The sequence below is a fragment of the Oxynema aestuarii AP17 genome, assembly GCF_012295525.1.
Classification (GTDB): domain Bacteria; phylum Cyanobacteriota; class Cyanobacteriia; order Cyanobacteriales; family Laspinemataceae; genus Oxynema; species Oxynema aestuarii.
This window is the reverse complement of the sequence record NZ_CP051167.1, coordinates 314,622-328,095: the sequence shown is the minus strand read 5'-3', so window position 1 is coordinate 328,095 and position 13,474 is coordinate 314,622. Positions and strand designations below refer to the sequence as shown.

Here is a 13,474-nt window from a genome sequence, read left to right as displayed (position 1 = left end):
ATCTACATGAGAGAAAACCTGGGAAGGAAAGCGGTTTTAGCTGGCGAGGCGATCGATTTCTTTGTTGGCGCCGATCACCACCATTGCCGTTCCTTTATGCAGGCGCATCGTCGGCGGGGGGTTGATCTCAAATTTGTTTTCTAATCCGACGGCGAGGACGGTCAGACCGTAGCGTTTGCGCAGTTCCAGTTCGGAAATGGTTTTTCCGTCGAAGTGTTCGGGAACGAGAACTTCGACGATGCTGTGATCGGTGTCGAGCTCGAAGCGATCGAGAATGCTGGGTTTGGTCAACGATCGCGCTAAGGCGCAACCCATTTCTCGTTCGGGAAAGACGACGTGATCGGCGCCGACTTTATTGAGTAATTTCATGTGGGTTTCCGAGGACGCTTTGGCGACCACGTGTTTGACCCCCGCTTCTTTGAGGTTGAGGGTGGTGATAATACTCTGGGCTAAGTAATTCCCGATCGCCACGATCACGGTATCGAATTCGGTCAGTCCCGCCTCTTCCAAGGAATTGGGTTCGGTGGTGTCGAGTTGGACCGCGTGAGAGGCAATTTGATCGTTGAGGGCTTGGTTGACTTTTTTTTCATCGCTATCTACGGCGAGCACTTCGTAACCTAAACCGTGTAAGGTCAGACAGACGGCCCGACCGAAACGACCCAAGCCAATTACGGCAAATTGGCGGTTCTCCGAACGCAAACTGCGAAAGAAACTCAAAGACGATAGATTCACACTGCTTAACCTTTGGCAACTGAAAACAGAGGGGAAATTTTGGGGCCACCCTCCGGGGCGATCGCCCACTACGCGATCGATTTGTTTTTAACATTATCAAGGAACTGGGCGACGGCGCGATCGGGAGGGAATCGGGGCTAACCCACGAGTAGATCTTCCTCCGGATAGCGGATCGTCGTCGGTCGCGGGTCGCCATGCAACGCACTCATTAACATTAAAATTCCCACCCGCCCGACGTACATCGTCACGACTAAAATCAGTTTGGCAGGGGTGGACAAACTCGCCGTAATTCCCATGGATAATCCGACCGTCGCAAAAGCGGAAACCACCTCGAACATGATTTCGATAAACGGTAAATTCGGATCGGTCAGAGTGATTAAAATAATGGCGGCGATCGTAGTTCCAATCGACCCGACGACCACGCCAACCGCTTTTAAAATCATTTCCACCGGGATTTGTCGCTGAAAACATAATGCCTGTTCCCGCCCTTGTAAAACGGCTTTCGTACAGATCACTAAAATCCGCGCCGTGGTGGTTTTAATTCCCCCTCCCGTACTTCCCGGCGACGCCCCCACAAACATGAACGGAATCGTGATAAAAATTGCCGCCGGGGTCATCGCAGCGATGTCAATACTGTTAAATCCGGCGGTTCGCGTGGTCACCGATTGGAACCACGCCCCGAGTAATTTTTCCCCGAAATTTAACGGCGCTAAGGTGTCGGGATTGTTGACTTCCGTACTGAAAAATGCGAGAGTTCCGACGATTAATAAAAATAGGGTCGTCGTAGTTACGATTTTGAAATGTAGGGAAAATAATCCCCGTTCCGATCGCCCGGTGAGGCGATCGCGCAACCACAGAAACATCGCCATAATGACTTGATAGCCGATTCCGCCGAAAATAATCAAGAAACTAATCGTTAAAATTAAAATTGAAGAATCGGCATAGCCCATTAAACTGTCTGAAAATAAACTAAACCCAGCATTGTTAAAGGCGCTGATACTGTGGAAAATCGACAGCCACAAGCCATAATCGAAACCATGCTTCGGGACGAACACTAACAACAGTAAGAAAACACCCGTCAATTCAAAGATTAAGGTCATCGCAATAATCGATCGCACCAAACCGACCACCCCAGCCATTCCCGGCGTGTCTAAAGACTGCTGGATAGCGAGTTTTTCTTTCAGTTTGAATTTTCGACCCAGTAACAATAGTAAAAACGTCGTCGCGGTCATGTACCCTAAACCGCCGACCTGAATTAATAAGGCAATTAAAAACTCGCCAACTGGCGAGTAATAGCTGCCCGTATCGACCACAATTAAGCCCGTCACGCAGACCGCAGAGGTCGAGGTGAACAATGCCGTTACGAAATTGTTCCAAGACCCATCGCTAGTGGAAATTGGCAGCATCAATAAAATTGTGCCGATGCTAATTACTGCCAAGAATCCAAGACAAATTGTTCGAGAAACAGTCATTGAGGATGTTAGATTCTAGATTTTAGATTGGGAGATCGACAAACTCTTTTTAACCCCGTTTACTGAGAGGCAATTCAGTCAAACTGATAGAAAATAAGAGTTCGATCGCGATCCAGGTCTGAGATTTAGATAAATTGTATCAGGTTAAGGAAAAACTCGGAATCTGGCTGACGGGCGATCGTGCAAAAATTCCCGACATGACGACCGTTCCTTTTTAACCATCATTTAGAAATATAAGGGTTTACCAAAAGAATCCTAGATAGATGATGAATTTAAATGTCAATCATCTCTGAGTCCTCCCCAGGATTTTATTGAAAGTCTATCAATAATCTGGTAATTTAAATAAACGTTCGATTTTGTTTTGCTTTTCCGGTTCTGTCGGCTAAATTTTTATATTCTAAAACGGTTCTTCTACTGAGTCAATCCCTATGAATTCTACACTTTACGAAAACATCCAACAATTTTACGATGAATCCTCGACCCTGTGGGAAAGCATTTGGGGGGAACACATGCACCACGGTTATTATCCTTCTCCAGACGAGCGATCGCGCGATCGTCGCCAAGCCCAAATTGATTTAATCGAAGAATTATTAACTCAAACCTCCCTCCATTTATCCCGAGATTTGACCCCCCTAACTCACTCTGTTTTAGATGTCGGCTGTGGAATCGGTGGCAGCAGTCTTTATCTAGCAGAAAAATTCGATGCTACCGTTACCGGAATTACCCTTAGTCCGGTTCAAGCACAACGCGCTACCGAACGGGCAGAAGCTGCGGGATTGGATTGCAATTTTCAGGTCGCCAATGCTTTAGAAATGCCCTTTGAAAATAACTCTTTTGACTTAGTATGGTCTTTAGAAAGTGGCGAACACATGCCGAATAAAAAACAGTTTTTACAAGAATGTTACCGCGTCCTCAAACCCGGCGGGACGTTTATTTTTGCCACCTGGTGTCACCGCAATGTCGCCCCTCCCGAACCCCCTTTAACCGAGTCCGAACGTCGCCATCTCGCCGATATTTATCGTGTTTATTATTTGCCTTACGTAATCGCGTTAAACGAATACGAACAAATAGCCGAGGCGATCGGATTTTGCCAGCTTCACACTGAGGACTGGTCGGCAAATGTTGCCCCCTTTTGGGATCGAGTCATCGAGTCGGCTTTAGAACCCAAAATTTTATTAGAATTGTTATTTTCTGGCTGGAAAACGGTTCAGGGTGCGTTGGCTTTGGGGTTGATGCGTGACGGTTATCAACGCGGTTTAGTCCGTTATGGGGTATTATATGGAAGTAAGTAAAGTTTGAGTTTTGATTGGGTCGATCGCGGGTAAAATGCCCGCACCATAAAATCTATCTAGATCCTGTTTTTGTCAACAAAAAATTGTTTGAATATGAATGGTTCTTTATTATCGTTAAATGGAAATTTGTACGCCTTTTGGAAGTTTTCTCGTCCGCATACAATCATCGGAACGACATTAAGTGTATGGGGATTGTACGCGATCGCGATCGCCCTCACCGGGAGTTCGATCGCCCCTGAAAACTTATTTTATGCTAGCTTAACTTGGCTGGCGTGTTTGTGTGGAAATATCTACATTGTCGGCTTAAATCAACTCGAAGATATCGAAATCGATCGCATTAATAAGCCCCATTTACCGATCGCCTCCGGAGAATTTACAATCAATCGAGGACGGGCAATTGTTGCCATCACTGGAGTGAGTGCGATCGCGATCGCCTTGCTTCAAGGTCCTTGGTTATTCGCTACGGTCGGAATTAGCATTGCCCTCGGTACGGCGTATTCTTTACCGCCAATTCGTTTAAAACGGTTCCCGTTTTGGGCATCTTTCTGTATTTACACCGTTCGCGGGATTATTGTTAATTTAGGGCTGTTTTTACACCATCACTGGCTGCTAACTCATCCGGAAAACTTAACCGGAGAAGTTTTCGATATTCCTCTCGCAGTGTGGGCGTTAACCCTATTTATTTTAATTTTTACATTTGCGATCGCCATTTTCAAAGATATCCCTGACATTGAAGGCGACAAACAATATAATATCACCACATTTACGATTCGCCTCGGTGCCCCCGCCGTCTTCAATCTTGCCCGATGGACGATAACGGTGGCTTACTTCGCCATTTTGTTAGGCGGTTTCTTTTTATTTATCAGTGTCAATCCCATTTTTCTAATCGCTTCCCATCTTTTCGCCCTCGGTTTACTGTGGTGGCGAACACAAAAAGTGGATTTAAAAGAGCGATCGCAAATTGCCAGTTGCTATCAATTTATTTGGAAACTCTTTTTTCTGGAATATCTGATTTTTCCCGCCGCCTGTTGGTTTTAAAAACATAGACCTATCCAGAACAAATGCTTGAATCGAGTCGCCAAATCCCCGGAGGGACACGGCAATGCCGTGTCCCTCCAAACCCTAAAATTTCAACACCGTTTCAACGTACTTAATAACACCACAATTTCATCGATCGCCCCCCGTAAAATAGACGCAGATCGTTCCGATTGATTGACCATAATACTAAATAGCAACGTATCGTATTCTTCATTGTCCACATAACCGGATAAACTCGATACTCCCGTCAAAGTTCCGGTTTTGGCGCGGACGCGACCGAATGCAGGTGTTTCGCGAAATCGCCATTTTAGCGTACCGCTACTTCCCCCTAGGGGTAAGGATTCTCGGTATAACGACCCGTTCGGAGATAACGCCATTGCGCGTAAGGTTTGCACGAATGCTTGGGGACTGACCAAACTCTGACGCGATAACCCGGAACCGTCGCCTAATTGATAGGTATCCGGATCGACTCCTAACTGAGTTAAGCTGGTTTTCAAACGGTTTAATCCGGCAGCGATCGCGCTATTTGTAGCCTCATTTGTAGCAACGCCGAGCGATCGCAACAACACTTCCGCATAGAGGTTGTTACTGTCTTCATTGACTTCTTGCACTAACTCCACAAGGTTTGGCGAGAGGGTTTTTGCGATTTCTGTTTCTTCCGTAATCTTTTCCGAACTGGAAGTGACGCGCAAGACACGAATCCCTTCCTCGGCGAAAATTCTTTGCAAGTTTTCTAAAAAATGCTGGGTCGGATCGCCAACGGCGATCGCCACGTCCTCCGGTGGCGACCCGGCGCGCAGTTGTCCCGAGAGAATCACCGTCTGTTTTGCGAAATCCCTGCTCAGTTGCAGCCATTCTTTCCCGTCGGTTTCCACGGTGGTCGTGCGGTTCTCAACCTGCCAGTTTCCGGCTTCTGCGGGGTTCGTCCACGCGAGGCGCAACGGTTGGCCGACAGCTTGCGGGTATACCGTCAATTCAACGGCATTTTGCCGATAAATCAGGCTGGTGACCGGGGCGCCGTAACCCGCCTGAATGTCCTCCCATTCCCAGTTCGGATGGATGGGAGACCCGGGGAAATAGCCGTCGTGGGCGATCGCCTGGGTAATTTGGCGGACGCCGCGATCGCGCAACTGGGACGCCAGCGATCGCATTTGGGCTTCGCCGAAACTCGGATCCCCCCGTCCGACAATGCGGATATAAGATAAAACGCCGTCGGGATCGGCAGACTCGGGACCGTAGACCGAGGTTGTGATGCGAAAATTTGCGCCTAATGTTTGCAACGCGGCGGCGGTGGTCAACAATTTTGCATTAGACGCGGGAATAAAATAGCGATTCCCTTCGCGATCGTAAATCGGACGATCGCCCTTCGCCGCCAACGGTTCGATCGCGATTCCCCACCGAGATCGCCTTAACTCGGGTCTTTCGGTAATTTCGGCGATCGCCTGGGGAAGTTGCGACTCGCAAATCCCCTCCGAAGACGCGGAGAGGGCTAAATCGGGTTTGAAAACAACCAGGGAAAATAAAATAGCGGCGTGTTGCAGTTTCATAGCTTGGGGAAATCGGGAATCGGGAGTAAAATTCGCGCTTCCCGGGATCGCATCCGAAAAACTTCGCGAAAAAAAACGGCCAACCCCTTGATAAACTGAGAATCCAGACTCACGGGGACGGCGACATGAATCGGGGACGACCGGACGCAATGCGGTTCGCTAGCGCAGCACAATTTTACCAGGCACGGTCCCTCGCGGCAGCGCGTCAGATCGCGGAAGAACTGCTGGGGGAGACCCCGGACTCCGTGGAAGTTCTCGGACTGCTGGGGACGATCGCCTCGGACGAAGGAGATTGGCAACGCGCGATCGCCTATTACCGAAAAGCCCTCGAACTTGAGCCGGATTCTGCCCAAATTCACTACAATTTAGCCAATACTTTCTCAAACTCCGGAGAGTGCGACCGCGCGATCGCCCATTACCGACAAGCGATCGCCCTGCGTCCCCACTACCCGCAAGCCTTCTATAACCTGGGGAACCTCTACCAACACCGAGGCGAAAAAAAAGTGGCGATCGCCTATTATCAACAAGCGATCGCCCTCGATCCCCAATATGCTAAAGCTTACAACAATTTGGCCATTTTGCTACAAAATTCTGGAGATTTTTCCGGCGCGATCGCTCAGTTCAGCCAACTGATTGACCTTTGTCCCGACGATGCCGAAATTCACTACAATTTCGCTAACGCTTTGCAAGCCTTGGGAAAAGTAAAATCCGCCCAATTTCACTACGATCGCGCGATCGCCCTCAACCCCCGCCATGACGTCGCCCACTGGAATCGCGCCCTCAACCTCCTCCTCGCTGGAGACTGGCAACAGGGCTTCGTCGAGTACGAATGGCGCTGGAAACTGCCCGGAAAAACCCCCCGATCCTTTCCTCAACCCGTCTGGGACGGGGCGCCCCTCCAGGGAAAAACCATCCTTCTCCACGCCGAACAAGGACTCGGCGACGCCCTCCAATTCATCCGCTACGTTCCCCTCGTCGCCGCTAAAGGCGGGCGGGTCGTCGTCGAAGCTCATCCCCCTCTCATCCGTTTATTTCAAAGCATTTCCGCCATCGATCGCCTCGTCCCCGTCGGGGATCCCTTGCCGGAATTCGACGTTTACGCCCCCTTGATGAGTTTGCCCCGGATTTTGGCAACGACCCTGCAAACCGTTCCCAGCGAGGTTCCCTATTTACACCCCACCGAACCCGTCCCCGAACTGCAACCCGCCGACGCTTTTAAAATTGGGGTCGTCTGGGCCACCCACTCCGACAGTCCGACGGCGATCGCCCGATCCGCCGATCTCGCCGACGTTTTCCAACTGTTAGGTCTTCCCCATTCCTCGAATATCTATTTATATAGTTTGCAAAAAGGGGCAACTCTCCCCGATTGGGCCGCCAAAAACCCCAGATTTATCGATTTAGCCCCTCAACTGAACGATTTTGCCGATACGGCGGCGATCGTCCGAACCCTCGATTTAGTCATTACCGTCGATACCGCCGTCGCCCATTTAGCCGGGGCCTTGGCTAAACCCGTCTGGATTTTACTGCCGTTTGCTGCGGATTGGCGCTGGTTGCACGATCGCGACGATAGCCCCTGGTATCCGACCGCGCGCCTTTTTCGTCAATCTCAACCGGGGGATTGGCGCGACTTGTTCGACCGAGTTAAAGTAGCGTTACGTCAACTGTTCCCCCCCGAAGTTTTTCACCCTGGCGCCGTCGATCGCGCGAGTCCACCTGTGAACCGAGAAGCCGAACCGTCTATTTCCCTCCAAAACTCCTTAGAAGGGGCGATCGCGCGCCATCAAGGAGGATTTCTCGACGAAGCGGCGACCCTCTACCGCCAAATTTTGCAACAGCATCCCCACCACCTCACCGCGTTGACCAATTTGGGAATGTTGTTAAAAGAAACAGGGAAACTGGCGGAGGCGATCGCCTGTTACCGCCAGGGAATCGCCGGGTTGAGAGAAAAAGACCCCTTCGCCGTCCCTCTTTACTACAATTTCGCCAACGCCCTCGCCGAAGCGGGCGATCGCGACGGGGCGATCGCGGCGTATCGAGAAGCGATCGCCCGCAAGCCCGACCATGCAGAAGCTTATAACAATTGGGGCTTGTTATTGCAGAAAAATGGCGATTTAGACGGAGCGATCGCCTGCTACGACCGCGCGATCGCCGCCGATCCCCACTACGCCAAAGCCCACAACAATCGCGGCTTTGCCCTGCAAGATTCCGGCGACATCGACGGGGCGATCGCCTGCTACCGCCAAGCCTTGCGCCTCGATCCCGACTACGGCGAAGCCCACAACAACCTCGGCGTCGCCTTGTTACTCCAGGGAGAATTTAACCCCGGGTGGGACGAGTACGAATGGCGGTGGCGGGTCAAAGACGGTCCCCAACTGCCCGATTTTAAAGTCCCTCTCTGGGACGGATCCGAGATCCAGGGCCAAACCATTCTCTTATTTGCCGAACAAGGACTCGGCGATACAGTCCAATTCATCCGCTACGCGCCCTTAGTTGCGGGGAACGGCGCCCGGGTTATCGCCCTCGTTCAGCCGCCCTTACGGCGTTTACTCCAATCCGTCGAAGGCATCGATCGCCTCTATGCTTACGGCGATCGCTTGCCCGAATTCGACCTTTGGGCGCCCTTAATGAGTTTGCCGCGCTTATTTAAAACCGATTTAAAGACTATTCCGGCAAAAATACCCTATTTAAAGCCACAAACGCGGTTTTCTCACCCCAAACTCCCCCAGACAAATACACTCAACGTCGGACTCGTTTGGGCGGGGAACCCAAACCATCCGAGCGATCGCTATCGTTCCCTGTCGTTCGAGGCATTTTCGCGCCTGTTACACGTTCCCGGAATCACTTATTTTAGTTTGCAAAAAGGATCCGACGAACTCGGCGATCGCTGGGCAAACTTTGAAAATATTATCGATTTAGCGCCGGACTTGCACGATTTCGACACGACCGCCGCCGCGATCGCCCACCTCGATCTCGTGATTACCATCGATACCGCCGTCGCCCACGTCGCCGGATCCCTCGGAAAACCCGTATGGCTGTTACTCGGTCTGTCTCCCGATTGGCGCTGGTTGCGCTTAGGGGAGACCACGCCCTGGTATCCAACCATGCGGATATTTCGTCAAAAGCGCTTGAACGAATGGGACGACGTTCTCGATCGCGCCATCGACGAACTGGGCGCATTCGCCGCCCGTCCCCAGGATGTCTCGGCGATCTCCCCGACGCCGACCGCGCCCGCGTCCGACGTCGAACGGGCGATCGCCGACGCCCGCCAAGCCTGCCAAAATCGGGATTACGATCGCGCCGAAACCCTTTGTCAGCAGCTTTTAGAGGGGAATTCCGACAATCCCCAAGCCTGGCAACTCTTAGGAACGATCGCCCATTACCGGGGAGAGATCGACGGGGCGATCGCCAATTACGAACGAGCGATCGCCGCCGATCGAACCTTCGCCCTTCCCTATATCAATTTAGGATCGCTGTTGCGACAAAAAGGGCAACACGAACGGGCAATCGCCCTGTTAGAAAAAGCGGTAAACTTGCAACCCGACCTCGCCGCCGCCCATTACAACTTAGGGAACGCCCTTTTCGACGCCGAACGCTGGTCAGAGGCGATCGCGGCGTACCGGGGGGCGATCGCCGCCGAACCCCATCACCCGCAAGCGTATTACAACTTGGGCAATGCCTTGCAGCATCATGGCGATTCCCGAGAGGCGATCGCCGCCTACGAACAGGCGATCGCCCTCCAGCCCGATTACGGCGAAGCCTATAACAATTTAGGCAATACCCTCGCCGACGAGTACGAATTCGACCGCGCGATCGCCGCCTACCGCGCCGCAATCGACCGTCGCGCCAACTATCTCGACCCTTACATTAATTTAGGCAACGTTTACCAAGCCCTCAACCAAACCGACGCGGCGATCGCCTGCTATCAAAACGCCCTACAAATCGACCCCAACTTTACCGACGCCCACGTTAACCTCGCCATGAGTTTACTCGTTTCTGGGGACTTCCGGCGCGGTTTCGCCGAGTACGAGTGGCGTTGGCGGTTGGACGGGGCGATCGATCGCGCCCCCCAATCCTTGCCCCTCTGGGACGGTTCCCCCTTACAGGGAGAAACCGTCTTGCTGTACGCCGAACAGGGGATGGGTGACGCGATTCAGTTCGTCCGCTACGCCTCCCTCGTCGCGACCCACGGGGGACGGGCGATCGTTTTGGTTCCCAAACCGTTGGTGAAATTGTGCCAAACCGCCGATGGGGTCGATCGCGCGATCGCCTTTGGCGACCCCCTCCCCCAGTGCGACTTTCGCGCCCCCTTGATGAGTTTGCCCCGCATTTTGGGAACGACGGCGGATCGCATTCGGGCCAATATTCCCTACCTGCATCCCTCGCCGACTGGGTTACAACTTCCCCGATCCGACGCTTTCAAAATCGGCCTCGTCTGGGCGGGCAATCCCCAACATACCCACGATCGCCACCGTTCGGCAAAACTTGCAGATTTTCGCAAATTGTGGAGTATCCCCCATTGCGAAATTTACAGTTTACAGAAGGGAGAACGGGAAAAAGATTTAGAAAGCTTTCCCGAACCCATCCATAATTTAGCGCCAGACTTGCACGATTTTACCGAGACCGCCGCCGCGATCGCCCAACTCGATTTAGTCGTCACCGTCGATACCGCCGTCGCCCATTTAGCCGGGGCCTTGGGTAAACCCGTTTGGATTGTCTTGGGACTCGCCCCCGATTGGCGCTGGTTGGGCGATCGCGACGATAGCCCCTGGTATCCGACCGCGCGCTTATTCCGCCAGACAGAACCGGGAAACTGGACGGAAACCCTCGATCGCGTCGTCGCCGCATTGCGACAACTGCAGCAACAGCCAGATCTCGCTCAAAGGGTGAATCAGTTAATTCAACAGGCGAATACATTGCAAAATGCGGGGAATCTGGAAGGGGCGATCGCCCAATGGCGCCAGATCGTCACCTTAGTTCCCGATCGCCCGGCGCCCTATTACAATCTCGGCAATGCGCTGAAAAAAAGAGGGGATGGGGAGGGGGCGATCGCCCATTACCGACAGGCGATCGCGATCGCCCCCGACTATCTCAAGGCGTATCACAACTTGGGCAATACCTTGCTCGAACAAAATAAAGTCTCCGAGGCGATCGCCGTTTACGAACGGGGGATTTCCCTCGCCCCCGACCGCGCGGACCTTCACGCCAATCTCGGCTTTGCCCTTATGCTGGCGGGGGATTTACGGCGCGGCTTCGCCGAATACGAATGGCGCTTGCAGCAGTCCGATGCCGAAGTTCCCCAACTCGATTGCCCCCGGTGGGACGGGTCCCCCTTGCATGGTAAAACGATTTTGCTTTATGGGGAAATGGGATTCGGCGACAGTTTGCAATATATTCGTTATTTGTCTTTCGTCGAACAACAGGGGGGACGGGCGATCGTGCGCTGTCCGCAGCCTCTCGTCCGCCTGTTTCAAACCGGATTAAACAGTGCAAATACAACACAAATTATTTCAGAAGACGACCCCTTACCCCCCTGCGACTGCCAAGCCTCGTTAATGAGTTTGCCCCACTTGTGCGGCACCGACCTCGGGACGATTCCCGCAGAGGTTCCTTATTTATCTGCCGGGGGCGAGTTTCCCGATCGCCGACGCCCAAAACCGCACTGTATCAATATTGGCATCGTGTGGGCGGGGAGCGATCGCTACGGCGACCGACGGGGGCGCTCGTGCGATTTAGATCTCGTACTCGGACAACTCGATCGCCCCGGCGTGCAACTGTACAGCTTGCAGAAAGGGGTCGAACCTTCCAGCGATCGTCTTATCGATTTAGCGCCAAACTTGCACGATTTCGCCGATACCGCCGCCGCGATCGCCCACCTCGATTTAATCGTCACCGTCGATACCGCCGTCGCCCATTTAGCCGGGGCCTTAGGAAAACCCACCTGGATCTTAATCCCCTTCGTCCCGGACGCGCGCTGGTTCCTCGATCGCGCCGATAGTCCCTGGTATCCGACGGCGCGCCTCTTCCGTCAACCCCAACTCGGCGATTGGCCCGGCGCCTGCGCAGCCGTGGGGGCGGCATTAACGACGTTATTAGCACAAGTGACCGAACAACCATCTCAAAGCGAAATCGAGATGACAGGCAATCTTACCCCCCCGGTTCCAACTCGACCCCTGCGCCTCGGCATCACTTGGCAACTGAGTGGAATCACCGGATGGGGGATTTACGGCTTAAATTTAACCTTGCAACTGGAAAAAAACCCGAATTTCCAGCCGATGTTATTGATGCGACCCGATCGCACCGGAGTAGACAATCCCTTACACCGTCATCTACTGCAACCTGCCTTAGAACGCTATCAGGAGGTACAGCAGTTATTGGCGAAACATCCGGGGAAATCCTTGTGGTGCGATTTTCCCATCGTTCATGCTTTAGGGAATAACTTGTCGAGTCTGGCCACCCATCAACCGATGAGTGGGAAATATCAGATCGGGACGATTTTCTTTGAAAATACGGAGTTAACCCCGGAAATGGTGGAACGGGGGCGGCAATATCACGCCATTGTTACCGGATCGAGCTGGAATACCCAAGTTTTGCAAAGTTACGGCCTCGATCGCGCGGTGACGGTCCAGCAAGGGATCGACCCCACCTTATTTCACCCGGCGCCCAAGGCGAATTTATTCGGCGATCGCTTCGTTATTTTTAGCGGCGGCAAGTTGGAATATCGCAAAGGTCAGGATATTGTCGTGGCGGCGTTTAAAGCCTTTCGCCAGCGCCATCCGGAAGCGCTGTTAGTGACCGCGTGGCACAACTTCTGGCCCCAATTCATGGCGGGACTCGATCGCACCGGACATGTCGCCGGATTGCCTGCGGTGGGGAAGGATGGCCGAGTGCAAATCGGCGCGTGGTTAGTTGCCAACGGCTTACCGGAAGGGTCGTTTATCGATTTGGGGGCAATTCCCAACTATCTGATGCCGCCAATCATGCGCGAGGCAGACGTGGCGGTGTTTACCAATCGTTGCGAAGGAGGAACGAATTTAGTGGCGATGGAGACGATGGCGTGTGGTTTACCCGTGATTCTCTCGGCGAATACGGGCCATTTAGATTTAATAGGGGAAGACTGGTGTTATCCGTTGCGATCGCAAGGACGGGTCAAACCCACCGAACGTTTCCCCGGGGTGCGCGACTGGGGCGAGTCCGAGGTCGAGGAAGTGGTCGAAACCCTCGAACGAGTCTGGCAAGATCGCGAAACGGCCCGACAACGCGGACGCGCCGCCGCCGAGGTGATGCGCCAGTGGAGTTGGGAAAAACAGGTCAACCGTTTTTTAGGGATCCTGATGCGAGTGATGGGATGCTGAAAGATTCCCCACCTTCATCCAGGCTTCACTGTCCGACGCGC

At 52.9% G+C, this 13,474-nt stretch carries 7 protein-coding genes; 4 read left to right on the top strand and 3 right to left on the bottom strand.

Features of this window, described 5'->3' with window-relative positions; translation table 11 throughout:
• Positions 1-36: 36 nt before the first annotated feature.
• On the bottom strand, positions 37-732 hold the full coding sequence (locus HCG48_RS01390) for a potassium channel family protein (RefSeq protein ID WP_168567556.1): 696 nt from the start codon (positions 730-732) through the stop codon (positions 37-39).
• Between the two features lie 12 nt (positions 733-744).
• Here HCG48_RS01390 and HCG48_RS26370 point away from each other — a divergent pair, with 12 nt between their 5' ends.
• Positions 745-873, top strand: coding sequence for a hypothetical protein (locus HCG48_RS26370; RefSeq protein WP_281362069.1), 129 nt, complete (start codon positions 745-747; stop codon positions 871-873).
• Here the strand turns inward: HCG48_RS26370 and HCG48_RS01385 are convergent.
• Positions 870-2,204: a TrkH family potassium uptake protein gene (locus tag HCG48_RS01385; protein WP_168567555.1), complete on the bottom strand. Its 1,335-nt coding sequence runs from the start codon at positions 2,202-2,204 to the stop codon at positions 870-872. The two genes, HCG48_RS26370 and HCG48_RS01385, sit on opposite strands and share 4 nt — an antisense overlap.
• 428 nt (positions 2,205-2,632) lie before the next feature.
• On the opposite strand from HCG48_RS01385, the gene HCG48_RS01380 reads away from it, so the two are divergent.
• On the top strand, positions 2,633-3,496 hold the full coding sequence (locus tag HCG48_RS01380; protein ID WP_168567554.1) for a methyltransferase domain-containing protein: 864 nt from the start codon (positions 2,633-2,635) through the stop codon (positions 3,494-3,496).
• Positions 3,497-3,589: 93 nt separating this feature from the next.
• Complete coding sequence (locus HCG48_RS01375; protein WP_168567553.1) at positions 3,590-4,534, top strand: homogentisate phytyltransferase; 945 nt, start codon at positions 3,590-3,592, stop codon at positions 4,532-4,534.
• A 92-nt stretch (positions 4,535-4,626) separates the two neighbouring features.
• Here the strand turns inward: HCG48_RS01375 and dacB are convergent, their stop codons facing one another.
• Positions 4,627-6,081 (bottom strand): D-alanyl-D-alanine carboxypeptidase/D-alanyl-D-alanine endopeptidase, encoded by a 1,455-nt coding sequence (dacB, locus tag HCG48_RS01370; protein ID WP_168567552.1) that lies wholly within the window; start codon positions 6,079-6,081, stop codon positions 4,627-4,629.
• Between the two features lie 149 nt (positions 6,082-6,230).
• Between dacB and HCG48_RS01365 the strand changes: the two genes are divergently transcribed.
• Positions 6,231-13,433, top strand: a complete 7,203-nt coding sequence (locus HCG48_RS01365) for a tetratricopeptide repeat protein (RefSeq protein ID WP_168567551.1) — start codon at positions 6,231-6,233, stop codon at positions 13,431-13,433.
• Positions 13,434-13,474: the final 41 nt, after the last annotated feature.